22 protein-coding genes and 1 pseudogene are annotated in these 24,519 nt (G+C 34.7%); 5 read left to right on the forward strand and 18 right to left on the reverse strand.

The genetic code is table 11. The annotated features are described in order from the left end of the window. Positions 1-6: 6 nt before the first annotated feature. From C1724_RS10150 to C1724_RS10160, 3 genes are all read right to left on the reverse strand, one after another. Positions 7-2,535, reverse strand: coding sequence for an EAL domain-containing protein (locus C1724_RS10150; RefSeq protein WP_102346546.1), 2,529 nt, complete (start codon positions 2,533-2,535; stop codon positions 7-9). 168 nt (positions 2,536-2,703) lie between these two features. Next, positions 2,704-2,871 (reverse strand): aspartyl-phosphate phosphatase Spo0E family protein, encoded by a 168-nt coding sequence (locus tag C1724_RS10155; RefSeq protein WP_180994220.1) that lies wholly within the window; start codon positions 2,869-2,871, stop codon positions 2,704-2,706. Positions 2,872-3,202: 331 nt separating this feature from the next. Next, positions 3,203-4,405: a 4-hydroxybenzoate 3-monooxygenase gene (locus tag C1724_RS10160; protein ID WP_102346548.1), complete on the reverse strand. Its 1,203-nt coding sequence runs from the start codon at positions 4,403-4,405 to the stop codon at positions 3,203-3,205. Between the two features lie 160 nt (positions 4,406-4,565). Here C1724_RS10160 and C1724_RS10165 point away from each other — a divergent pair, with 160 nt between their 5' ends. Further along, positions 4,566-5,342 carry an IclR family transcriptional regulator gene (locus C1724_RS10165; RefSeq protein WP_102346549.1) on the forward strand — a complete coding sequence of 259 codons (777 nt, stop codon included), beginning with the start codon at positions 4,566-4,568 and terminating at the stop codon, positions 5,340-5,342. A gap of 21 nt (positions 5,343-5,363) precedes the next feature. Continuing rightward, positions 5,364-6,143, forward strand: coding sequence for an IclR family transcriptional regulator (locus tag C1724_RS10170; RefSeq protein ID WP_102346550.1), 780 nt, complete (start codon positions 5,364-5,366; stop codon positions 6,141-6,143). A 165-nt stretch (positions 6,144-6,308) separates the two neighbouring features. On the opposite strand, the gene C1724_RS10175 is transcribed toward C1724_RS10170, so the two are convergent. The 15 genes and pseudogenes from C1724_RS10175 to C1724_RS10245 form a co-directional block, all read right to left on the reverse strand. Continuing rightward, the gene (locus C1724_RS10175) at positions 6,309-6,512 is read right to left on the reverse strand and encodes a 2-hydroxymuconate tautomerase family protein (RefSeq protein ID WP_102346551.1); all 204 of its coding nucleotides are present in this window, start codon (positions 6,510-6,512) and stop codon (positions 6,309-6,311) included. Positions 6,513-6,597: 85 nt separating this feature from the next. Beyond that, entirely contained in the window at positions 6,598-7,752 is a 1,155-nt protein-coding gene (locus C1724_RS10180; protein ID WP_180994221.1) for an AbrB family transcriptional regulator, read from the reverse strand. A gap of 98 nt (positions 7,753-7,850) precedes the next feature. After that, positions 7,851-9,575 carry an acyl-CoA dehydrogenase family protein gene (locus tag C1724_RS10185; RefSeq protein WP_102346553.1) on the reverse strand — a complete coding sequence of 575 codons (1,725 nt, stop codon included), beginning with the start codon at positions 9,573-9,575 and terminating at the stop codon, positions 7,851-7,853. A gap of 17 nt (positions 9,576-9,592) precedes the next feature. After that, a complete protein-coding gene (locus C1724_RS10190) occupies positions 9,593-10,321 on the reverse strand; it encodes an ABC transporter ATP-binding protein (RefSeq protein WP_102346554.1) in 729 nt (242 codons plus the stop codon). Position 10,322: 1 nt separating this feature from the next. After that, positions 10,323-11,090: an ABC transporter ATP-binding protein gene (locus tag C1724_RS10195; protein WP_102346555.1), complete on the reverse strand. Its 768-nt coding sequence runs from the start codon at positions 11,088-11,090 to the stop codon at positions 10,323-10,325. Between the two features lies 1 nt (position 11,091). Next, a complete protein-coding gene (locus C1724_RS10200; protein ID WP_102346556.1) occupies positions 11,092-12,129 on the reverse strand; it encodes a branched-chain amino acid ABC transporter permease in 1,038 nt (345 codons plus the stop codon). 17 nt (positions 12,130-12,146) lie between these two features. Further along, positions 12,147-13,019 (reverse strand): branched-chain amino acid ABC transporter permease, encoded by an 873-nt coding sequence (locus C1724_RS10205; RefSeq protein ID WP_102346557.1) that lies wholly within the window; start codon positions 13,017-13,019, stop codon positions 12,147-12,149. Positions 13,020-13,081: 62 nt separating this feature from the next. Beyond that, positions 13,082-14,284, reverse strand: a complete 1,203-nt coding sequence (locus C1724_RS10210; RefSeq protein WP_102346558.1) for an ABC transporter substrate-binding protein — start codon at positions 14,282-14,284, stop codon at positions 13,082-13,084. Between the two features lie 54 nt (positions 14,285-14,338). Further along, positions 14,339-14,749, reverse strand: coding sequence for an acyl-CoA thioesterase (locus C1724_RS10215; protein WP_102346559.1), 411 nt, complete (start codon positions 14,747-14,749; stop codon positions 14,339-14,341). Positions 14,750-14,779: 30 nt separating this feature from the next. After that, entirely contained in the window at positions 14,780-15,559 is a 780-nt protein-coding gene (locus C1724_RS10220; RefSeq protein WP_102346560.1) for an enoyl-CoA hydratase-related protein, read from the reverse strand. 19 nt (positions 15,560-15,578) lie between these two features. Further along, positions 15,579-15,680 (reverse strand): annotated as a pseudogene (locus C1724_RS10225) (3-hydroxyacyl-CoA dehydrogenase family protein); the annotation flags it as partial. Positions 15,681-16,139: 459 nt separating this feature from the next. Next, positions 16,140-17,069, reverse strand: coding sequence for an MBL fold metallo-hydrolase (locus C1724_RS10230; protein WP_102346561.1), 930 nt, complete (start codon positions 17,067-17,069; stop codon positions 16,140-16,142). A gap of 83 nt (positions 17,070-17,152) precedes the next feature. Beyond that, positions 17,153-17,830, reverse strand: a complete 678-nt coding sequence (locus C1724_RS10235) for an enoyl-CoA hydratase/isomerase family protein (protein ID WP_102346562.1) — start codon at positions 17,828-17,830, stop codon at positions 17,153-17,155. A gap of 169 nt (positions 17,831-17,999) precedes the next feature. Further along, a complete protein-coding gene (locus tag C1724_RS10240; protein ID WP_102346798.1) occupies positions 18,000-20,201 on the reverse strand; it encodes a helix-turn-helix domain-containing protein in 2,202 nt (733 codons plus the stop codon). Positions 20,202-20,442: 241 nt separating this feature from the next. Next, positions 20,443-21,213, reverse strand: a complete 771-nt coding sequence (locus C1724_RS10245) for an ABC transporter ATP-binding protein (protein WP_102346563.1) — start codon at positions 21,211-21,213, stop codon at positions 20,443-20,445. A 506-nt stretch (positions 21,214-21,719) separates the two neighbouring features. On the opposite strand from C1724_RS10245, the gene C1724_RS10250 reads away from it, so the two are divergent. From C1724_RS10250 to C1724_RS10260, 3 genes are all read left to right on the forward strand, one after another. After that, entirely contained in the window at positions 21,720-21,995 is a 276-nt protein-coding gene (locus tag C1724_RS10250; protein WP_102346564.1) for an ACT domain-containing protein, read from the forward strand. Positions 21,996-22,017: 22 nt separating this feature from the next. Next, positions 22,018-23,379 (forward strand): PFL family protein, encoded by a 1,362-nt coding sequence (locus tag C1724_RS10255; protein ID WP_102346799.1) that lies wholly within the window; start codon positions 22,018-22,020, stop codon positions 23,377-23,379. Positions 23,380-23,477: 98 nt separating this feature from the next. After that, a complete protein-coding gene (locus tag C1724_RS10260) occupies positions 23,478-23,969 on the forward strand; it encodes a hypothetical protein (protein ID WP_102346565.1) in 492 nt (163 codons plus the stop codon). The last annotated feature ends 550 nt before the right edge of the window (positions 23,970-24,519 follow it).

The following is a 24,519-nucleotide window of genomic DNA, read 5'->3' on the forward strand; positions in this document are numbered from 1 at the left end:
TACTTATTATTTATGTGCAGACTGATTTTTGCCTTCTTCTAAACAGGCTTGGTATACGATAGCCATCGCTTGCATACGATCGTTTACATTTAATTTTTGTAAAATATGCGTAATATGATTTTTCACAGTATGTTCACTTATAAAAAGTTTCTCTGAAATTTTCTTATTGCTTAATCCGTTGACGATTAATATAAATACGTCCATCTCTCGATTAGAAATTCCATATAATTGCTTGATACGCTCAAGAGCTGCATATAGAATATCCTCATTTTGACCAATTTCCATTTCATCATTTATAGTGGTTGTTGCAATTTCAGCTTTGGAAATAACTGTATTAGGAGTTGAATTCATTAGAGTAACAGTTTCTTCAGGTGAAACTTTTTGTAGCAAAAATCCTTTCATTTCCTCAGCCGAAACAGGTGAACAAAAAATAGAGCCTTGTATTTCATTACAATTGTAGTTTTTTAGTATATTCAATTGTAGTTCCGAATCAACACCTTCAGCTAGAACAGTCATCTTCAAGTTTTGTGCTAGGGAAATAATACTTGCAATAAATGCTATGTTATCCGAAGACGAATTATCTATATCTTGAACAATGGTACGATCCAGTTTTAATCTGTCTACTGGAAAACGTCTTAAGTGATTTAGTGATGTATACCCCATACCAAAATGATCTATACAGATTGAAATGCCCATTTTTCTTAACTTGTTTAATGTTTGTATAAGAGTTTCCTCGTTTCCCTTAATAACCGATTCGGTGATTTCGATTTCTAATAAAGTTGGGCTTACTCCATTTTCGTTAAGTATATGGTGAATATTCTCTGTCAGGTCCTTTTGCAGAAAATGCTGCGCTGAAAAATTAATGGCTACTCTGCTCGTAATCCCTGCTTGTTGCCAATTGTGTATATGAGAACAAACTGTACTTAATACCCACTGGCTTATTTCATTGATTTGTCCTGTCTCTTCTGCTAAAGGAATGATTTCAGATGGGTATAAAGTGCCCCAGTTTGGATGATTCCATCGTAATAACGCTTCCACGCTATTAATATTTCCAGTTTCAACTTCTACGCGCGGTTGATAAACAAGAATTAATTCCTCACGCTCAATCGCCTTACGTAAATCGTTTTGCATCATAAACGTTCTAAAAGTCTGGATGTTCATTCCAGAGTGAAAGACTTTAAACTGATTTCGCCCTTGTTCTTTAGCACGATATAACGCCGCATCAGCATTTTTCATTAATGCCAGAGTCTCTTCCCCGTCGTAAGGAAATATACTTATCCCCATACAAAGTGTAGTAAATAATTCATAATTATCTATATAAAAGGGCTTATTAAATACCTCTAGTATATTCTCGGCTAACTCGAGTGCATTTTCACGATTTGTTTCAGGTAAAATAATATTAAACTCATCGCCGCCAATCCTTGCAATAAAATCCCCACTTCGCAAAGAAGAAACGAGCCTAATTGCAACCTCTTGCAGCAGTTTGTCACCCATTAAATGACCAAGAGAATCGTTAATATATTTGAAACGGTCCAAATCTAAATATAGAAGTGCAAACGGTTGATTTGTTTGTTTTGCTTGTTTTAATGTCATGTTTAACTTCTCATTAAATAACCTACGATTAGGTAAATCAGTTAAACTATCATGATGTGCCATATATGTGATCGTTTCCTCGTATTGTTTCTTTTTCGTAATATCCCGAATTGTACAAGCAACGATACATTTTCCTTGAACAAACCGTTTTCCTATTTGTATCTCAACTGGGAATGTTTCATTACCCTTACGTTCTGCAGTTATTTCCTTAAAATTCTCATAGCCTACTATACTTTCGAGATTATTTATTGCTTGTAATACGCTACGCATATATTTTTTAGAATCCTCTGTTGAAAAAAGTTCAAATATGCTTTTTCCTACTAATTCAATATCATCGTAACCAAACATATTTTTTACAGCAGGATTCACTTTTAATATGATTCCCTCATCATTTAGTATTATCATCGAATCAATGGAAGTTTCACTTATCACATTTGCAAGTGCCTCAGAAACACGTAATTCAGAAGTTATTGCCGATAGCTCCGTATAGGCTTTTTCTAATTCTCTTTTCTTTTCTGCTAACGTATTTGCCTGCTGCTTTAGCTTTTGATTGAGCTTGTATATTTCAACAAATCCTTCTACTTTAGCCTTAAGGATAATAGGATCAAAAGGTTTTAATAGATAGTCTATTGCTCCAATTGAATAACCTGTAAAAATATGATCAGAATCTAAATTATTGGCTGTAATAAACAGGATGGGGATATTTTTTGTTTTTTCACGAGCTTTTATTATTTTTGCAGTGCCAAACCCATCCATACCTGGCATTTGAACATCTAATAATATGGCAGCAAAATCATATTTTAATAGATATTTTAAAGCTTCCTCACCAGAGTGCGCTTTAATTAAGTTGTATTCCTCGCGTTCAATGATAGCTTCTAGTGCTAATAGATTTTCTTCTCGATCGTCAACTAGTAATATACTTATTTTTTCCTCGATATTCATTGAAAGAACTCACTCCTAAAAAGGATTTCACTATACGTATGTCTATTTCTAATATTACCATAGTGTTAATTAATTTAGGCGAGCATTTATATTATTGGAAATAATTATTTACTAGTTTCTTACGATAAAAACACTAGCGCGTTAATGTTCAAGTTTCGGTCAGTTTAACTATTTTTGATATAATGAAAAACAGTTAAGCAATTCGTCTAATTTAGTACTTAAGGTAACTGTATGTTCATGCGTAAACCCCAGTTCTAAGCCATTTGTTACCATATTTTTTCTAGTTATTTCAATCTCTTTAATTAATTCCCTATACGAAAGATTTTCCACTAACATGAACATCAGTCCTTTCAATATTGTCAATTAGCTTTGTCAAAACGTAAAAATATTATAGATTCATTTTCTAATAAAGTATGAAGTTCGTATATCACCATTAGCTCTTATTTTATAAATAAAACTTTAACTAAGATGAGACATTTTTCTGTTTTTACTGATCTCCATAGGAGAGTATTCCTATTATGTACCGTGAGCTCTTAAACCATTTTGCACAAGTATTATTGTAGTTACACAGGTTTCTATGTTTTTACCTAAGCTGATGAATAATAAAAGGCTGTAATCCTTTAACAAGAATTACAGCCTTTTATTTAAATCCGCTTTATTTCAATTATTAAATTGTCTCAATTAATGACTTTGCTTCCCACTGAATTGGCAATCCAACGTAGTTTTCCGCCAATGTTGTCATTGCTGCACGTGAAGTGCTGACATAATCTAATTCTGTAAGCTGCATTGCATACTCAAATGAATCATGGTTAGCATTGCGGTGCAGCATACTAGTCATCCAATAAGAGAAACGCTCTGCTTTCCATACACGGCGAAGGGAAATATCTGAATAACTGTTTAGAATATCTTCTTTACCTAACTGGTAGAATTCCGCTAAGCCTGTTGCTAATACCTTTACATCAGATGCAGCTAGGTTAAGACCTTTAGCTCCTGTTGGCGGTACAGTGTGTGCTGCATCACCTGCAATAAATAAACGACCGTGTTGCATTGTTTCAAGAACAAAGCTGCGCATTTGAACGATAGTTTTTGAATTTATTGGGCCATCTGGCAATTTCCAACCATCAATTTCAGTTCTAGCTTTTAATTCACTCCAAATACGATCATCAGACCAGTTTGCTATATCATCATTAGGGTCCACTTGAATGTAATGACGTTGAAGTTCTGGTGTACGTGTACTTAATAATGCAAAACCTCTATCATGGTTCGAATAAATCAATTCTGGGTTTGCTTGCTTTGCATCAGCAAGGATTCCTAGCCAACCATATGGATACACATGTAAATGCTCTTTTCTAACATTGTCTGGGATTGCTTGACGACTTGGACCATGGAATCCATCACAACCTGCAATGAAGTCGCATACAATTTCTTCGTTTTCTCCATCTTTCTTAAACCTAATTTTAGGTTGCTTTGTTTCAATATCATGTAAAGTAACATCTTCTACACTGAAGATTATATCTCCACCGGTATTAAAACGTTGCTCAACCAGATCTTTAATTACTTCATGCTGCGGATAGACAGTTATTCTCTTACCACCTGTCAGCCCTTTTAAATCAATTCGATGTCTTGTACCTTTAAATTGTAACTCGATACCATCATGGAAGTGTCCTTCGCGCATCATTCTCCCACCGACACCCATATCATTTAATAAATCTACTGTAAACTGCTCCAAAACACCAGCCTTAACCGTCCCCTCAATATCTTTTTGATGCTTTCTTTCAATAATAATAGATTCAATTCCATCTTGACGAAGAAGTTCCGCTAACATTAATCCTGCTGGTCCTGCCCCAATAATTCCAACTTGTGTACGCATAATTCATTACCCCTTTGTTAACATTTTTTTTAATTTTTCTCCCAAATACCATCTGAAAGCGTTTACTATCTCTAAATAAAATGATATTGTAAAAATATTCGGAATTAAACTCGAAATTTCTTTTATGTGGAACAAATTAAAATTATCGAGGTGATTTTCGTTGAATTCTGCAAAAGACCATGACAATGTTCTCCAATCGGTTCAAAATGGCTTGAAAATTATTAAACTATTTTCTTTGAGTAAACCTGTATGGGGAATTACTGAAATAGCCAATACACTTCAGCTAAGTAAAAGTACAGTTAGTCGGCTTATTAATGACCTAGTAAAAGAAGAATTTCTAATAAAAACAAAGAACAAATATCGACTCGGTATATCCTTATTATGTTTAAGTGGTGTTATCACATCTCACTTGGATATCTATAAGGAATCAAAAGAACCATTAAAAAACTTAGTTAACAAGTTCGATGAAGCATCTCATTTAGCTATACTCGAAGATTCAAATGTTACGTATTTACATAAATTCGAATGTAGTTCTCCGGACGAGTTGGTTTCATCCGTCGGCAAAAAAAGTCCAGCTTCTTGCTCGAGTTCAGGTAAAATCTTATTAGCTTATCAAACTGAGAAAATAATTCAGGAAATTATCGAAACTGGACTTCCACGTTTAGGACCAAGCAGTATTACCGATCCTATTGAGTTTCGTCAAGATTTACAAAAAGTTCGCCAACAAGGTTATTCGGTTTGCATTGATGAAATGCATGAGGAAGTAGTTAGCATTGCGGTTCCTATTAGGGATTATACGGGTCATGTTATTGCAGCTTTAAGTATAGTAGGTCCAAAAAAACGTATGGTAGATAAAAATATTTATACTATTACAAAGGAACTCCTTAAGGCTGGTGAAGAAATCTCTATAAATTTAGGTTATTTATTAAATGATTGATTAATAATGAGGAGAGGAAACATGAGATATCCTTCGTTACGTTCTGATTCATTATCGTCAATGCGAAATGCACTACGTCTATTAAATTTATTCACTATGGATGAACCTGAATTAACCTTGTCAGAAATTGCCGGAAAATTAGAGGTAGGGATTAGTACTGCTTTTCGCTTAACCTCCACGCTTATGCATGAGGATTTTCTTACAAAGGATAGCGTTTCAAAAAAGTTTCGCCTTGGTGCTTCAATACTAGGATATGGAAACATTATCGTCTCACAAAATCAGCTTTACAAAGCTTCAGCAGTTCCTGTAGAAAAACTAGCCATTGCTACTGGTGAAAGCTCCCATATTGCCATACTGAAAGAAAATCAAACTATATATCTTAATAAAATTGACAGTAAGCACCCGGTACATCTTCTTTCACATGCTGGCAAACAAAATCCTGTACACTGTACAAGTTCCGGTCAGGTAATCCTGGCTTATCAAAGCGAGAGTTTAATTGAAAAAGTGATCGAAAAAGGACTATCACCGTACACTAAAAATACAATTATTTCACCTGTAAAGTTTAAAGAATTATTAATTACAATCAGAAAACAAGGTTATGCAATGAGCATTGAGGAAATGCACGATAATGTATCCTCAATTGCAGCACCTATTAAGAATATTCTAGGCGAAGTAGTTGGTTCTATAAGCATTGCGGGACCTACATCAAGAGTTAACTCTCAAACTTCTTCTAGGCTTATTAAACTAGTTAAAAATGCTGCTTTAGAGGTAGCAGAGCAACTTGTTTTTACGAGAAAGTAAATACTAAACTCAACACAAAAAATAATAGCCAATAGCACAGATCTTTTTTTGTAACACTACCACCTTTTTCTTATTTATATTTCATTTTGTAATACAAGCCACATTGTGATACCACTCAATATAAAAAGCTCAATCAAGGTAGATTTCCTTAATTGAGCTTCTTTATTATTGTCCACGTTGTCTTCGCATTGTTACTTGTTCTCCTGCAATGCCCCAATTATCGGTATTGACTTCATCAATCACAACAACTGTTGTTTGCGGATTTTTTCCTAATACATCTTTTAATAAATTAGTTGCACCTTCAATTAACTGCCTTTTCTGTTCGGGCGTAACTCCTTCATCTGTAATCTTAATATTTACATAAGGCATCATTTTCCCTCTTTTCTTGTCTAATTTTGTCTATTACCCAGGTAATGAATACATTTATTATACTTAAAACGAGTATAAATCTAAATCACCCATGGCTACTATATTCTACAGATTTCTTTTTTTTCCTTTTGTGTACCGCATTAAAAAACGGTGGCAGTATCAAAACAACTAATACAATTCTCAGTGTTTGTACAGCTACTACAAAGGTAGAATCAGCATGAAGAGAGACAGATGCGGTGGACATCTCGACAACGCCCCCTGGTGCAAATGCCAACACCGATGTATTTAATGAAATCCCTGTTATCTCAGAAACAATATACGCGCAACCAAACATCGCAATAATAAGTAGAACAGTTCCCATTGTACTTATAAATAATATTTTATGTAATCCTACAAACATGCTCTTTTTAAATCCAGAGCCAATTCCTGCTCCTATTAATATTTGACCAATCACAACAAACCAATGTGACCACCAGAAAGTTATAGTTTGACCTATAATGAAGGTACAAAGCCCCTGCGATAGTACAACTCCTATTATTGTACCAACAAGCCATGGTGCGGGAAGTTTAACACGTTTACCTAAATAAACACCTCCTATTGCACTCAATATAAATACAACTGTCCATATGAGTTGACCCCATTCGAAAATTTGTACATCCGCTAGCAAATTATTTGTGGAAATATTATATTGAGAATTACCAACAGTACTTGTTGAACCAATAAAAAATAAAGCTACTGGAACAATCGTAACAACCAAAAAAATCCGCAGCATTTGTACGACACTAACAACTCCAGTATTTGCACCTACTTCTTCAGCCATACTTGGCATAGTTGCAAGCCCACCAGGTGAGGTTGCAAATAGACTCGTTATCATGCCAACATTACTGAAACGATATAATAATAGCCCTGACCCTAATGACATAATAATCGAAAACATAAGCACTATGAAAACAGTAAATCCATTTTCCTGAAAAATAGATAATGTAGACAAATTTACGCTTTTCGCTAATTCTATTCCGATCATAAATTGCCCTAGTTGACGCCAATACACTTTTATTCCTTTCTGAACATGTTTGAGTTTTAACTTTTGTGGTTGCCAAAAGGATAGAATACTAGCAAACAATAATGTACCTACGATCCATCCAATAGATAAACCCATTAATGACAAAATTAAGCCACCAATACTGCTACATAAAATAAACCAACCTTGATGCAGGAAAATGCTAGTACGTTCTTTCATAACCAGGCCTTCTTTCAATTCATTTACTTTAAACATACACAATTAACCCACAATGACAAACAAGGTATCAGATTCTCTGATACCTTTACTAAACAGTGTTATGAAGTATATTCCTCTGCTGCAAGAATATGATCAGCAATTTTTCTTTTTAATGAAACAGTATCAACTGATGAACTCAGCATCAATTTCTCAGCTTGTCGAAGAACAGATGCGCTCAACTGATTGTCACCAATATAAGGTAAAAAGTTTATGATCTGTAGTAACATCTTTGAGGACGTTTCCTTAACATAAACCTTCGTATAGTTAAGCTTTTGTTCTTCTTGCTCACTTCCGTTTCGTTGAACTGCTTTAATTGATCGTATAATTGCACTTTCTGCTGCATAGATCGCAATAACCAAGTCTGCAATTAATGCCATCAACTCTTGCTCTTTGTTTTTCTCTAAGAATTTATCTTGCACTGTTATAGACAAATCTTTGTAAATAGCCTTTAACGTATAAAGTGCTTCTTTTTCCTGAGCAAGTAAATCATCACTTTTAATTTTCGATTCGATTTCAGTTTCATTTAGATTTAGTTTTCTAAGTAAAGTTGACGCAATGATAATTCGGTTAATTTCGTTTGTACCTTCAAAAATACGGTTAACCCTAGAATCACGATAAAGTGTTTCCACTTCATATTCTGACATATAACCGTATCCACCATGAATTTGCAAAGCTTCATCGATTATCGAATCATAGACTTCAGTTGAAAAAACTTTATTAATAGAACATTCTACAGCAAATTCACTGATAACTTTAGCAGGATTAACAGTAGATTTATCAGATTCATTAAAGGCGTTCTCAATTAATCCTGCAGTTCTGTATACCATACTTTCATTAACATAAGTACGAATAGCCATGTCTGCGATTTTACCTTTAATTAAGTTAAACTCACTTATTGATTGACCAAATTGCTTTCTTTCTTTTGCATATTTTACTGAAAGCTCAATAGCTCGTTTTGATGTTCCAACGCATTGTGTAGAAATTTTATGTCTGCCAATATTTAATATATTAAAGGCGATGACATGCCCTTTGCCTAGTTCTCCTAATACATTTTCTACAGGAACCTTCACATCTTCTAAGATAAGTGAACGAGTTGAAGAACCCTTTAATCCCATCTTCTTTTCTTCAGGACCTGTTGATAATCCATTATAATCCTTTTCTACAATAAAAGCAGTAAATTTTTCACCATCCACTTTTGCATAAACAATGAAGATATCTGCAAATGCCGAATTGGTGATCCATTGCTTTTCTCCATTTAAAACATAATATGAGCCACAATCAGAAAGCTTTGCTGTTGTTTTTGCGCTTAGCGCATCTGTGCCAGACGTAGGTTCAGTTAATGCATATGCTCCTATTTTTTCTCCGCTAATAATACCAGGTAAATACTTTTTCTTTTGTTCATCTGTACCAAAGTAGACAATCGGAAGTGAACCAATCCCAATTTGACCACTGTATGTAATTGCAAAAGATCGCGATACCGCAATTTTCTCGGTAATAACAGACGCGCTTATTTTATCCAGCTGCAATCCACCATATTCTTCGGGCACATCTATACCAAGTAACCCTAGATCGCCCGCTTTCCTCATCATTAACAACGTTTGATCAAACTGTTGCTCTTCAATTCTGCCTAGTACAGCCATCACATCATTCATAATAAATTTTTCAGTCATATCTGCCATCATTACATGTTCATCTGTAAAATCTTCAGGAGTAAACATTGTCTCTGGCAATACGTCTTCAACCAAAAAGCCCCCACCAACAGTTGACTTCGATGATAAAATCATTTTTTATCTCCTCCCACCTATACCTCTACGGTTTTCATACCTAGATATGCAGACATTACTTGTGGATTAGAGCTTATTTCATCTCTAGTACCATCTAAAATTATTCTCCCCTGATCAATAACATAGGCCCGGTCCGCTACCTTTAATGCAGCTTTTACATTTTGTTCAACTAAAATAACCATCGTCCCCAGCTCTTCTTTTATAACCATTAGTGTATCTAAAATCTCTTTTACTACCAATGGAGCTAATCCCATTGATGGTTCATCTAATAAGATTATTTTGGGATTTGACATTAATCCCCTTGCCACAGCCAGCATTTGTTGTTCCCCACCACTTAAATTACCGCCAAGATTATGAAAGTGTTTTTTTAGATTTGGGAACATTTCTAGCATTTTGTTTAAATTTTCATTAGCTAAGTTTCGATTTTTATAATACTTTGAAAATATACCTAGCATTAAATTTTCCTTCACACTTAAGTTTGAAAATACTTGTCGCCCTTCAGGAACTAGGCTTAACCCCTTGCCAACCACTTTATATGCCGGGAAGCCGCTGATCATTTCATCATCTAATGTTACTATACCAGCAGATGGTTGTATCAAACCTGCAAGTGTATTTAGGAGTGTACTTTTTCCTGCTCCGTTTGCACCGATTATCGAGACGATCTCTCCTTTATTGACATGAAAATTAATATCATGAAGGATCTGAATTTTACCGATATGTGTGGATAATCCTTGTACTTTTAGCAAATTAAACAGCCTCCTCACCTAAATAAGCAGCAATAACCTTCTCATTCTTTTGAATTTCTTCTGGTGTTCCTTCGGCAATCTTTTTACCAAAATCAATTACTACAATACGATCAGCTAACTCCATTACGGTCGCCATTTTATGTTCAACAAACAGGAACGAGTGGCCTTTTTGTTTTAACTTTTGAATATATCCTGCCATTTTATTGGTTTCTGTGTCATTTAGACCTGCCATCGGTTCATCTAACATTATAAACTCCGGTTCATAGACAATTGCTCTAGCAAATTCCAATTGTTTTTGACGGCCATAAGACAGTTGACCCGCTTTTTCAAACATTAAATCCTCCAGCTCAACCATCTTTATAACTTCCAATGCAAGTTCATAGGCTATTTTTTCGTCTTTTTTAATACGCGGAAGCCTGAATGCTGCACTTAGAACATTCGTATTTAATTTTACATGAGTACCCATCATTACATTTTCAAGTACTGTCATATTTTCAAATATTTGTAGATTCTGGAAAGTCCTTGAGATTCCTAACTGAGCTAATACAGGAACTTTTTGACCAGTAAGCTTTTTTCCTTTATAAAACACCTCCCCTCTAGTAGGTAGATTGAAACAAGATATCATATTAAACAACGTCGTCTTACCAGCTCCATTCGGGCCAATAACCGCGACAATTTCCCCTTTATTCACTTCGAAACTCACATCCGATACCGCCACAACACCACCAAACTGCTTAGTTAGACCTTTTACTTCAAGTAACGTCGTCATATTAGGCCCCCTCCTGCTGTGTAACACTTTCTTTCTCAATAATACTTTGTTGTTTATGTCGTTTATTTTTAGAACCAAATTGCGCGAGAATATTCATTAGACCTTTCGGCATATACATCATCATTAAAATAATGATTAAACCATATACAACAATTTCAACCTCACCACTAATTCCAAAATATTCATGACCCACATACCGAATTATTTCATTTAAAAACATGATGATAGTGGTTCCAATAACAGCACCCCATAGTGAACTAGCTCCTCCAACCATAACCATAATTAAAAACAGGATTGATTTTGTTATATAAAAAGTAGGTGGTGCAATAAACGTAATATAATGTGCATATAAACTTCCTGCAATAGAAGCAAATGCGGCACTTAAAGCAAAAATAGCTACCTTGTATTTTGATACTTGGACTCCGAGTGTTTCTGTTGCAATTTCACTATCATGAATACTTCTTAATAGTCTACCAACATGGGAGCGTACGATGTTGGTAGATAGAATCAGCGTCAGGATAGCAACAAGCCAGACAAAATAATAGAAAAATACTTTATGAGCTAAAGAAAATCCGAAAATTGATAGCGTGGGAATACCTACTAAACCCGCTGCTCCTCCTGTTAGATCATTAAAACCTAGCATAAAGATAAATACGATAATATTAATTCCAATCGTAGCCAGAGCTAGAAAATGCCCTTTCAATCTCAAAATTGGAATACCAATAATGTAGGCAATTCCAAACGTTGCTACCATTCCAATAATCATCGCAATCCAAGGTGACACATGATACGTTGCAGTTAATATTCCGGAGACATAAGCTCCAATTCCGAAAAACGCAGCATGACCTAGCGATATTTGACCAGCATAACCGATCAGCAAACTTAAACCGATTGTAACAATTGTGTAAATTCCTATTAATATTAAAATTGTAAAGATATATTGTGATGCTATAACAAACGGTAAAATCAGTACAATCGCGATTAAAAATAGCAGAGGCTTTAATCGATTACCATATAAGACATTTTCCAACTTAGTCATCGCATTCCCTCCTCTTTTTATACTCTTTCACCCGAAGCTCTAGCAAACAAGCCATTCGGTTTAAAGAACAATACAAGAATTAATAATCCAAATACAATAGCATCACTATAAAAGGTAGAAATGAAACCACCTGAAAACGCTTCCAACAGTCCTATTAACAGCGCTCCCATTACAGCCCCAGAAATATTGTTCATGCCGCCAATTACCATTCCAACAAAGCCTTTAATACCAATTAAAAAGCCCATTTCATAGGTTGCATCCGTTAAAGGAGTAATCATAATTCCAGCAATTGCACCTAACGCAGCTGCAAGTGTAAAAGCTAATGCTGACATCGTTTTTGTATTGATTCCCATTAAAGTAGCAGCTCGTGGATTCTTTTCACTTGCCTTTAATGCTGATCCTAGGTATGTTTTATCAAAAAACACATATAGTACTGTTAGAAGTATACCTAATACCGCGAATACAAAAAGACTCTGAGGATTAATTACTGCACCCATGAAGTTAATGGAATCCATTTGGACTATAGGAGCAAGTTGTTTAGGATAAGATCCCCAAACGATAAGACCCATTCCTTTTAGAAATGTGGATAATCCAATGGTAATAATAATAAGGATCATCACCGAGCTGTTTCTGGCGTGCTGAATAGCTGTCCTTTCAATGATAAACCCAATAAGCGCAGTGACTAGAATTGCTAGAATCATAGAAACGAACATTGGAAAACCAGCATTTACAAATGTAATACAAGTAAGGGCACCTATCATTGCAAACTCACCCTGCGCAAAGTTTAAAACTCCAGTAATGTTATAGATTGTTACAAAGCCAATCGCAATTAACGCATATATACTACCTACTGTTAATCCTGTTACAATATATTGCATGAGCAGATCCATTTTGCATTAGCCCCTTTCTTAAAAACCAATGGCAGAAGTAGCTTCTGCCATTGGTTCCAGCTTTATTCGTTATATTTCCATTGATTATTCTCGATTGATAGTATTGAGAATCCATCTTGCTGTGGTCCAACATGATCGGATTGCAGATTGAATGTACCAGTCAGGCCAGGATGTTCAGTAACTTCGTTCTTGAAGTATTCATGAATTGCTTCAGGAGTTGTATTTCCAGCTCTTATTGCTTCAAGAATTAAATTAAAACCATCGGCAGCGTGTGCTGTAAAGTTATCTGGATCACTGTTGTGAACAGCACGATAATCTTCTCGTAACTTGGCTAAGCGATCTTTTTGATCACCATCAGGTAATTGATCAACAACACTTAATTTACTACCAATTACAAAAATATTTTCATTATTATCCTTTACTTGGTCTAAGAATCCTTGGTTAGCAGACGCACTCGATTGAATCATTGGAATATCAAAGCCAAGTGATTTGAAATTTCGTGCAACAATTCCGGCACCAGGTGTTCTTGACCATACGATAATTGCTTCAGGGTTGCTTTTGCGTATATTCGTCAATTGAATTGTCATGTCTGTTGCTGTAGCATCAAATTCTTCATGAGCTACGATTTCAATATTATTTTGTTTTGCTGCTTCTTCAAAATATGGAAGACCATCAACACCAAAACCATCGCGCGCATTTATCCAAGCAACTTTTGTTATGTTACGTTTCTTCAAGAAATCAACCATCATCTCACTACTAGTTATATTACTAGGTGCCATTTGATAGATCCCTTCTGTTTCTGGTGCAACAGGAGCAACAGTCATTAATGGAATCCCTGCTGCTGTTACTTTTGGTAAAATTGCCATTGATGTACTTGCTTGAGTAGCGCCGACAACAGCTACCACACCTTCAGAAATCAATTTATCAGCTGCAACTACGGCTTTTGTATCGTCAGTTTCATAGTCTTGCATAATGATTTCAATCTTCTTCCCATTAATTGTTCCTTCTTCGTCTAGTTGTTTTTGAAGTACCTTCACGTAATTTGCTTGCGTCTTACCAAGAGTAGAGGCTGGACCAGTTTCAGCAAAAATTGCACCAATCTTGATCACCTCTTCCTCTGTTTCACCACTAGATTGACTTTCACTACTGCTACTACTACTTGAATTAGATTCTGTTGCAAATTGACCTCCGCATGCTGCCATCATTAAAACAAAAACAAGTAATAGACTAGTAGCCAACATTCTCTTTTTTAACCATGTAGCCATACTATGACCCCCATTTTATTTTTTTATTTATTGTTTTAAAGCTATAACAACAGATTAAATAGATGATTTCTGATATCCAAGCGCATTTTGTATTTCAAGCGGAACAGGTTCCGCTTTTGGAATTGTTCCAAATCTAGTCCAAGCACGTACCTCATAGCCAATCGCTACTTCTATATCCCTTTTACTAAATACATGGTCTAGTATTAGCACTTTATTACGTATTTCCCTAATGGAAGTACGAACAGTAACATAGTCTTCAAAACGGAGAGGTGATTTAAACTGGCAATTAGCTTCTAGCAAAGGTATCCCTATACTTTCTTCTGCAAACAGTTTTGAAAGTTGATAGCCACTATTTACAAAAAGGTTATGTGTAGCTTCATCCATCCATTTATAAAAATTAGGATAAAAAACAATACCAGCAGCATCAGTGGCTCCCCATTTCACATCAAATCTATATTCATTCATTGAGATACTTTCCTCCAAACAAATACAGGTTTAACGGCCTGTATAGACTGGTTTTCTCTTTTCAGCAAAGGCTTGCATCCCTTCTTTGCGATCTTCTGTAGCAAATGCATTTCCAAAACAAGCACTTTCAATTGATAAACCTGACTCTAGGTCAACATTTGCCCCTGTATTAACAGCTGTTTTCAACAGACGTAAAGCAATCACAGGCTTTTCAGCTAACTTAGCTGCCCATTCTTTAGCTGTTTGTAACACTTCCTCAACCGGGACCACTTTATGCACTAAATTTATATCCAAAGCTCTTTGTGCATCAAACATTTCCCCGAAAAATAGTAGTTCTTTAGCAATTCCTTGCCCTACAATTCGTTGAAGCCGCTGTGTACCGCCCCCACCCGGAATAATACCTAATCCAATCTCTGGGAATGCAAATCTTGCTTTTTCTGAGGTAATACGGAAGTCACATACTAAAGCAAGTTCTAATCCACCGCCAAGAGTTAAGCCATTAATAGCTGCGATAACTGGCTTGGAAAGGTTTTCAATTTGGCTAAAAACTGTTCGTGAAATCTTATTCATTTCCATCATACCTATCGTAGATAGAGTCATCATTTGATAAATATCAGCCCCTGCCACAAAAGCTTTCTCCCCACTACCTGTTAGAATTACAGCCCTTACCGCTTTATTTGTATCAAGTTCGGCCATTAACGTACTTAATTCGGAGAAAACAGTTGTATTTAATGGATTCATTGGCGGACGATTAATAGTTACAACTGCTACATTACTTTCAATTTCGCAGCTAATTAATTCAAGATTCATGTCAATTCTCTCCTGTCCATTATTGATTGTCGTAGTCATAGAAGCCAGGTCCTGTCTTCTTCCCTAACCTACCAGCTCGTACAAGCTGTATTAATAATAATGGTGGTGCAACTTCTTTATTCAATTCAAGATTTGTAGTCATTTTAATTCTCACTAGAGCTTGTGCTTGTAATCTATTAATGATGAATTAAGAAAGCACTTTCAAAAACACTTATTAGATTCAAGCTCTCTCCGAAGGAAAACTGTTTTGGAACCTTTGTTTCTTAGAACAACTGATAACATACCTTTAACATTTACTCCTCCTAAAGATTATATTAAACTCACCATTCTGCTGTATGATTATTCTAGGAATTCTTTATTTTCTGTAAATTTATTATAGGATATTAATTCGCAAAAAAATACCTACACAATAAACGAATTACTGCTATATTTTTCATTCAAATTACTGAAAAATAGTTCGATGGGTTTTATATTATTCTACATGCTGTTTAACAACTGTTTGGTAGTATTTATTATTTGTGGTAAAACGCAAAAAAAAGTTGATCATTTTATGATCAACTTATAGAGGAAACGCCTACATTTAATTTTTACAATAGTACCATATTTCATTAATCATTTCCTTTTTACATTTATTTTGGTCAATTAGGTACTCTAAATGCGATAGAGTTTCCCCTATTGCAAACCGTAACTCATGTAATGTTAGATCTCTTCTAAATATTTCCTTACATACTTCCATTGCAGTTTTAGGAGTAGAAATAATTTCTAGCATTTTTTCTAACCTTTCAATGTGGTGATCTTCTATTTCCTGGATCCTTTGATTGACATTATAAAAAGGGTCTCCATGTGAAGGAACTGCAAAATCTACATTAAGTGCTTTAATTTTTGCTAATGATGCAAAATAAGAACCTAAAGGGTTTTTTTCGCCTGTAAATTTCAGAGAGATATTTGGTGTTATTTCGGGTAAGATATGATCAGTTGAAAGTAATATACTTTTTTCTTTATTATATAAACAAAATAGCCCGTCTGCATGGCCTGGCGTATAAATAATTTCATATTCAAACTTTCCAAACTTGATTTGATCGCCTTCATCTAAATAACCTGTTATCTCAGGAAAAGGATAGATTTGCGGATTTACATTTGCTAATTTCCCTACAGTCTCCGGAGAGAACCCACATTCTTTGTATAGATGCGTAAGCTTTTCGCTTGCCTCGCTAGACCATAATTCTCGACTTAGGATGGAATCACACTCAGTCATCCAAACATTTGCTGAAGTTAGTCTTTGCAATTGCCCCGCATATCCAAAATGATCTGGATGATAATGAGTAATAATAATATCCGAAATTTTTTTATTTGTAATGTGTTCCTTCCAAGCTTGCACTGCTGATTCATTATGCAAACCAGTGTCTATTACTTTCCAACCATTCTCCCCTTCAGCAAGAAAACAATGCACATGATTTAATCTAAACGGGAGGTTTATTGTTATACGTTCAATACCTAGATAATCTATCAAGCTATGACCCTCTCTTTATAAGATTTTTAACTAACGATTTATTTACCTTCGGCTTCAGAGCAGTGAACATTATATAATGGCTCTCATTTAAGGTCTGTATAAAGTTCAATATTTGAAACAAGATTAAATGTTTCTTTTAACATTCTCATTGCTGTTGGCGGTTTTTTAGCCAACTTCTCTGCTAAACATTCTGTTTTGGCAATTAGTTCCTCATCCGGAAAAACAGCATTTACCAGACTGATTGCTGATGCTCTATTAGCATCAATCATTAGTCCAAAGAAGAGTAACTCCTTCGCTGCTGCTTGACCTACGATTTTTGGTAAATATTGTGTCCCTCCATTGTTAGGTATTGTAGCAAGATTAATTTCAGGAAACGCAAATTTTGCTCGATCCGAGCATATTCGAAGATCACATGCCAATAATAATTCAAGCACACTGCTAATGGCTAATCCATTCATTACCCCTATAACTGGCTTTGATACATGCTTTAAAACAGAACATAAAGCATTCGCTTTTAAGTCATTACTTTTGGTATTCTGATTACAGTTCTTGTTGTTCTTTAACGTCTTTTCAGAATTCACTATCGTTTCATTTATAAAAGAGATTACTACTACATTTATGTCTTTATCCCTTTCAACTTTATTGAGTATTCTCTCCAACTGATCAAAATTATTATCAATTAAATAACTGTAAGGAATTAAACCAATTGACAAATAAGCTACATGGTTTTTTATGTGGTATTGCAATGTTTGATAACTCATTTTACGTGCCTCCCAGTTAACCAATGCTTTTGAACAATAAGGAATAAATAAGAAACAACATATTTAAAAATAATTGTAATCGTTTCCAATTATACTTAATTATAAAATAACTAGGCATCTATGAATATGTGTGCCATGCATGAAATAAAAAAGGTTTTTCCTTCAATAATTAGGAATAATCATAGTATAAATCATATAATTTATAAGCCATCATTAAATTAAACCGTTGTTCAGCATCGTGAATATCAACCTCTAACAAACTTTGAATTTTTTCCATCCGATATTGCAGCGTACTTCTGTGTATAAATAAAGTATCTGCAGTTTCTTTAATACTTCCATTTTGCTGAAGAAAAACTCTTAATGTATCAAATAAATCTGAACTTTTTTGATCTTTATACTGCAGTAGTGGCTTAAGATGTTTATTAATAAAAAGCGCTGTCACATCTTTCTCTCTCAAATGATAAAGTAATGTATAAGCACCTAGATTATCAAAAAAAGCAAATCCTGTTTTATTAAAACGGTGCATAACAACATTTAGTGTTTGTACTCCCTGTTGATAGCAATTATAATAGTCATTTAAATCCTTCGTTTTTCCACCTATCCCTAATAAGATATTACATGGGATACTTTCTTTTTTGACCCAACTTTTCATATAAGAATAAATCTTTGTCCAGTATTTTGTAGTGTCGCTACCTTCCTTTACTGTTGGGACAAATATAATGTACTCTTCACCCTTATTTGCAATAATAAAATCTTGGTCGAAAATACTTAATTTTGTCTTTAAATTTTCCCAAATTAGCGTTTTCTTCGCTTGCTGTTCTAATAGATTAGTATTTGCTAGTTCCTGTTCATCTAGTAAAATTGTTAAAACCGAAACTCTATATTCGTTTTGTATATCCCAATTAAACAAGTTGGCATATTGAATAATGCTTTCAGGATTTTCAATTTTTTCTACTAATAATTTATTAATAAAACTGTCCTTTACCTGCTCTTTCGTATCAAATACAAGCTTTTGCTTAATAAATTGAACTGAATAAACATTTAACGAAAGTTCAATACTTAGTCGGTGAAATTCATCAAATTCACCTGTGGGAATTTTAATTGCTAAATAACCCAGAAGTTCGCCTGCACCATTGACTGGCCAAATCCTAAATTGTATAGGCCGACCCTCGATATTTATTTCCAATTCATAGCTATTCTTTTCAGCAACATTTTCGGCAGCGTACGTTACAATATAATCCAAATCCGGCTTTTTAATCTTGTTTAACTCATATGCGATTGGACGCATAAATCGGTCAAATAATATTACAGTTTTTGATAATAGTTTACTTAGGGCTGAAGTGATCCCATCAAAATTTTCTTGCTCAACCGTCTCCTTAATTAATTTTTGTTGATATTCTAATAATGAATGAAGCTGTTGCTTATGATCCTTCTCATTTTTATACAATCTTGCATTCTCTAGGATTGCAGCTACATGTGTCGATAATAATTCCAAAACTTCAAAATCTTCGTTAGTAAATGCACCTATTCGCTTGTTCTCAACATGTAGTACTCCAATTGTTTTTAGATTAACTACCAATGGTACAGATAACTGATGCCCTCCCGGTGTTTCCAAGTATGGGAAATGATGTTTTAAAACATAATCATTATCTATCAATATTTTTTCAGTTTGATTCACAGTACCATATGCAGGAGATTGTAATATAAAACAATTTTCCCGTTCATCTATTAAATAAATACATGCGCCTTTAGCATAAGTCCCTTTACCAGCACGTTCCACGACTGTTTCTACAACCTTTTCAATTGATGAATCTATAAATAGATTTTGACTTAATCCTTCAACACCTTTAATCATATTTTTCTGTGTTTCTTTTCTTTTAGCTAAGGAAACAGCTACTGCAATATCCTTCCCGAATTCAATAAAAATTTGGCCCATTTCTACAAATAACGGTACAGCTGTAGTAAAGCCAATCACACAAAATCCGAAGTGACTATTACCTTCCTTTAAAGGTAGTGTAAACCATGTAGATATTTTTTCTTCAAATAATAAATTTGAAAACTGGCAATCAACATCTTTGTCTATCCCTTCAAAACGCAAACTTTTTAATAAAAGGTCAGGGTTGCAGTTTTCAATCAACAATGGAAATGAATTTGTGAAATGAACAGAACCCCCACTTGACACTTTGGAAACCAAATAATTTTCTTCTTTTAAAATAATCCCTACAAAGTCACATAGAAGTTCATTTCTAAAAGAATCTACAACGTATTGTAGTGTTTCTTCTTCAGTATCAAATTTAACAAGTTGACGTGCTCTAATTCGCAGGTGGTTTTCAATTCTTTTAATTAATTTTTCTCTTTTAGTAATTTGCATTCCCATATCCCCTCCCGAATTGCGAATTGCTGTCTTTATGTTCACACTATGATAAGTACTAGCAAGTTTTATTATTAAAAAAAACTTGTCATTTGACTCTTTAGAGTTGTCAAAATTAGAATGGCGTAATTATATCATACTTTTTCTAGTGAATGACACATTTGTAAAGTGACTATTAAGATCTTAAAAAACCACGATAATCCCCCATCCAGATATGAAGAATTATCAGATCAAACCTATTCTAAACAAATCTTAAATAATAACGATTATCATCCTGGTCCATCCTAACCTTTCTCATTAGAAATTCACTAAGCTTTTCATTTGTTAGCAAATCCTTTGTTTTCCCCGTTGAAAAAATTTCACCGTCCTTTAGCATCAACATATATTCAAATCCAGGAACAATTTCTTCAATATGATGGGTAACTAATAATATATTTGGTGAAACGGGATCGTTTGCAAGCATTTCAATTAACTCTAAAACCTGTTCACGAGCAAGGACATCTAACCCTGCACAAGGTTCATCTAAAATTAGTAATTTAGGTTTCGCCATTAATGCCCGCATAATTAGAACCTTTTGTTTTTCACCTTGTGATAATGTCTCATAAGAACGGTGAATTAAGTAATTGCAACGAAATTTCTCAAGTAAAGCTAGTGCATAATCAATATCCTCTTGCTCAGGATTTTCATATAGTCCTATGGAAGCATACTTACCACTCAAAACAATGTTCTCTGCATAATCATACCCATGTATCATTTCATTCATAGAGGAACTGACAAAACCAATTTGCTTACGAACTTCAAAGACTGGGTAGGTTCCAAACTTCTTACCTAGCACCGTAACCTCACCCGTTGAGGGCCATGTGTATCCAGTGATGATATTTAATAGAGTGGTTTTCCCTGCCCCGTTTAAACCTAGAATAGCCCAATTTTCCCCGCTTTTCATATCCCAATTTATATTTTCAATTATTTTCCTGCCATCTCTACGGTAAGATACATTTATTAGTGAAATCATGCTTTTGTTCCTCCTTTATTATCTAAGCCTGAATAAAGAGTAGTATGTAATTTCAAAAATAACCTAAAATTCAAAAGAATTATTATATATTCGCTATAATTCATAAGTTATGGCTAAGATTGAATTTAACTTAATTGTATGGTTAAACAATATCTTTCTCAATAAAAATGTTCTATTATTTTAAATGTAATAGAGAAAGTGGTTTGAAACAATACTAGATATATACAGCTTGGATGTTATGATCGCACTTATAATAGCTGTAGGTTCAGGGGAGACTGTTCAAGATATAGCGCTAAGGCATTTTATCTCAGGCAAAAGTATAAAAGAATAGAGCATACTTACCACGATTATTTAATTGTTTACTGGGTTTGGCGGCGTGTCCGATCTTTTTTATACTTAGCCTCCACTGGGTATTGTATAGTTTTATTGTAACTAAAACCTAAATCCGTATTAATCTTATTAATAGTTTTATGTTTTTATCTATTTAACTATATGAGGTGATTTTAATGAACAAACGACGTGCTGTTGTAAGTGTAATAGGCAAGGACCAAGTTGGGATTATAGCAAAAGTAACAAATGTCTTGGCAGATAATGCTGTCAATATACTTGATATAAGTCAAACTATACTGCAGGACTTTTTCACAATGATGATGCTTGTCGATGTATCAGAAATTGAAAACCTCGATACCCTTCAAAAACAATTCGATACCATTAGCAAAGAGATGGGACTCAAAATTAATATACAACTTGAAGAAATATTCCAAGCGATGCATCGCGTTTAATAGGGGGGTATAACAAATGAAAATGAGCATTGCCATCGATGAAATGATGGAGACAATCCGCATGGTCCAAATGGAAAATTTGGATATTCGTACAGTAACAATGGGGATTAATCTACGTGATTGTGCTGATTCTGATTTTGATAAAATGAATAAAAAGGTCTATGACAAAATAACAACTTATGCTAACCGCTTAAAAGAAGTTGCCGAAGATGTCAGCAGAGAGTATGGAATACCTATCATTAATAAGAGGATTTCAATTACACCTGTAGCAGAGATTCTAGGGTCTGCCACTAAAGAACAAGCAATAGAATTAGCAAAAACACTTGATAAAGCAGCCAAAACGCTAGAAGTAGATTTTATTGGGGGTTATTCTGCGCTTTTACATAAGGGAATTACCAAAAGTGATCAAACTCTTTTAGATGCTTTACCTGTGGCATTAACAGTTACAGATCGTGTTTGTTCATCTATTTCTGTAGCGACTACTAAAACTGGAATTAATATGGATGCAGTTCGTCAAATGGGGGAAATCATTAAAACTGCTGCAGAAAATACAAAGGATCAAAATGGCCTTGCTTGTGCCAAACTGGTTGTTTTCTGCAATCCTGTAGAAGATAACCCATTTATGGCAGGTGCGTTTCATGGCTCTGGAGAAGGTGAAGCTGTTATCAATATAGGCGTAAGCGGTCCAGGTGTTGTATTAAATGCACTTCGCCGTTATCCAGATGCTGATTTAGGTCAAGTATCAGATGTAATTAAAAAAACAGCCTTTAAAATTACCCGCGCTGGTGAATTAATTGGGCGTATTGTAGCAGAGCGCCTAAATGTCCCATTTGGAATTATGGATCTATCACTAGCTCCTACTAATGCGATTAATGATAGCGTGGCAGAGATACTGGAAGAAATAGGACTCGAGCGTGTCGGGACGCATGGTACAATTGCTTCTCTTGCGTTAATGAATGATGCTGTAAAAAAAGGGGGCGCAATGGCTAGTTCTTATGTTGGTGGACTTAGCGGAGCATTTATCCCTGTAAGTGAGGATAATGGCATGATTAAAGGAATTGTAGATGGCGCCCTTTCTTTAGCTAAGCTTGAAGCTATGACATGTGTCTGCTCCGTTGGTTTGGATATGATAGCACTATCAGGCGATGTAACTGCCTCTACTTTATCAGCTATTATAGCTGATGAAGCAGCAATTGGTATGATAAATAAGAAAACTACTGCTGTCAGAGTAATACCTGTCCCCGGAAAAAAGGAAGGAGATATGGTAGAGTTTGGAGGCTTACTCGGACGTGCGCCTGTTATTGGTGTAAATCCTTTTAATTCAGATAAACTTATTAGTCGTGGTGGTAGGATTCCAGCACCGTTACAAGCATTAATAAACTAAACACACCTACTGGGTGTGTTTTTTTCAAGTATCCTCTCATAAAATTGTACAAGCAGACATATATTATTCTATACCTATTTTAAAAAGGTGGTAAATAAATGAAACTAGGTTTTATTTTTTCGATTATTTTATTTCTGCTAGTCGGATGTTCATCAAAAATTGTAACTACAAATGCATCCCCTAATAATAAACCTCTTGATATGAATGTAACAAACCTTTCACAAGAAGATAAAGAAAGTCTAAAAATGCTGAGTAATTATATACAGGAAGGAAAGCGCGTTATGGAGGAATTAGATATATTAATAACTGAATTCCAAAAAGAAGATGCGCTAGATGATGCATTAGACGCAATGGTAATCGCTAAGCAGGAGCTTGAATTATTACTAAATAAAACAGCCCTTTTACAAACTAAAGATGCTGAGTTACAAGAATTTATTAATTTATTCTCAAAAAAGATAGAGCATTTAATAGATGGTCTTAAATTTCAAATTGACGGAATCTCTAATGGAGATAGCCAACTAGTACAAGAGGGCTATGAGTTAACGGAACAATTTAAATTGGAACTCTATAATTTAGGAAATCAAAATTAATTATTGCTTAAGCCTTGAAAGGAGTTGCACTTTTGTGCCACTTTTTTCTTTTTCTCTATTTAATAGTCAGTTCCTTTATGTATAAAGCTTTCCTGTTCTAATTACTGAAATATAATCACAAACAGTTCTATATAAGCTCTTTCTGTTTTCTTTATTCCACTTTACCCTAATCTTATATTATAAAGATCCTTTTCGTATCATCCTAGTCTAAATCCATAAAATAATTAAACATCACTACTACTCTGTTCTAGCTTGGCAAGATACTACTCTTACAGGGAGACAACCCAACTTGGCGCTAGAACTTGTCTTCTGTGCTCTTACCTCGGCTTGCGAAGAGCGGCGGATCTCTGCGTAACCTGCACCTCGTACTGTCCTCGGCGGATGTATCATACCTCCCGGTTCTCTCTCGTTTATCTCCTTGTTCACCTTGCTCCTCACAACCCTCGGGTTTAAATATTGCCTTATTCCAAACCTTAATTTCTACTTTTAGGACCTTACGGTTTAATTTAGCTCTTAATATGCAAAAAAGAGCAGCATCTCTGCTACTCCT

It is taken from the genome of Bacillus sp. Marseille-P3661, from assembly GCF_900240995.1.
Lineage (GTDB): Bacteria > Bacillota > Bacilli > Bacillales > Bacillaceae_J > OESV01.

Coding starts and splice junctions, on each gene's coding strand:
- C1724_RS10235 (WP_102346562.1), bottom strand. CDS start 17,830: ATGAGTTATCAAACATTGCAATACCACATAAAAAACCATGTAGCTTAT.
- C1724_RS10155 (WP_180994220.1), bottom strand. CDS start 2,871: ATGTTAGTGGAAAATCTTTCGTATAGGGAATTAATTAAAGAGATTGAA.
- C1724_RS10210 (WP_102346558.1), bottom strand. CDS start 14,284: ATGGCTACATGGTTAAAAAAGAGAATGTTGGCTACTAGTCTATTACTT.
- C1724_RS10260 (WP_102346565.1), top strand. CDS start 23,478: ATGAAACTAGGTTTTATTTTTTCGATTATTTTATTTCTGCTAGTCGGA.
- C1724_RS10250 (WP_102346564.1), top strand. CDS start 21,720: ATGAACAAACGACGTGCTGTTGTAAGTGTAATAGGCAAGGACCAAGTT.
- C1724_RS10255 (WP_102346799.1), top strand. CDS start 22,018: ATGAGCATTGCCATCGATGAAATGATGGAGACAATCCGCATGGTCCAA.
- C1724_RS10150 (WP_102346546.1), bottom strand. CDS start 2,535: ATGAATATCGAGGAAAAAATAAGTATATTACTAGTTGACGATCGAGAA.
- C1724_RS10220 (WP_102346560.1), bottom strand. CDS start 15,559: ATGAATCTTGAATTAATTAGCTGCGAAATTGAAAGTAATGTAGCAGTT.
- C1724_RS10205 (WP_102346557.1), bottom strand. CDS start 13,019: ATGGATCTGCTCATGCAATATATTGTAACAGGATTAACAGTAGGTAGT.
- C1724_RS10170 (WP_102346550.1), top strand. CDS start 5,364: ATGAGATATCCTTCGTTACGTTCTGATTCATTATCGTCAATGCGAAAT.
- C1724_RS10160 (WP_102346548.1), bottom strand. CDS start 4,405: ATGCGTACACAAGTTGGAATTATTGGGGCAGGACCAGCAGGATTAATG.
- C1724_RS10215 (WP_102346559.1), bottom strand. CDS start 14,749: ATGAATGAATATAGATTTGATGTGAAATGGGGAGCCACTGATGCTGCT.
- C1724_RS10185 (WP_102346553.1), bottom strand. CDS start 9,575: ATGATTTTATCATCGAAGTCAACTGTTGGTGGGGGCTTTTTGGTTGAA.
- C1724_RS10180 (WP_180994221.1), bottom strand. CDS start 7,752: ATGAAAGAACGTACTAGCATTTTCCTGCATCAAGGTTGGTTTATTTTA.
- C1724_RS10240 (WP_102346798.1), bottom strand. CDS start 20,201: ATGCAAATTACTAAAAGAGAAAAATTAATTAAAAGAATTGAAAACCAC.
- C1724_RS10195 (WP_102346555.1), bottom strand. CDS start 11,090: ATGACGACGTTACTTGAAGTAAAAGGTCTAACTAAGCAGTTTGGTGGT.
- C1724_RS10175 (WP_102346551.1), bottom strand. CDS start 6,512: ATGCCTTATGTAAATATTAAGATTACAGATGAAGGAGTTACGCCCGAA.
- C1724_RS10245 (WP_102346563.1), bottom strand. CDS start 21,213: ATGATTTCACTAATAAATGTATCTTACCGTAGAGATGGCAGGAAAATA.
- C1724_RS10200 (WP_102346556.1), bottom strand. CDS start 12,129: ATGACTAAGTTGGAAAATGTCTTATATGGTAATCGATTAAAGCCTCTG.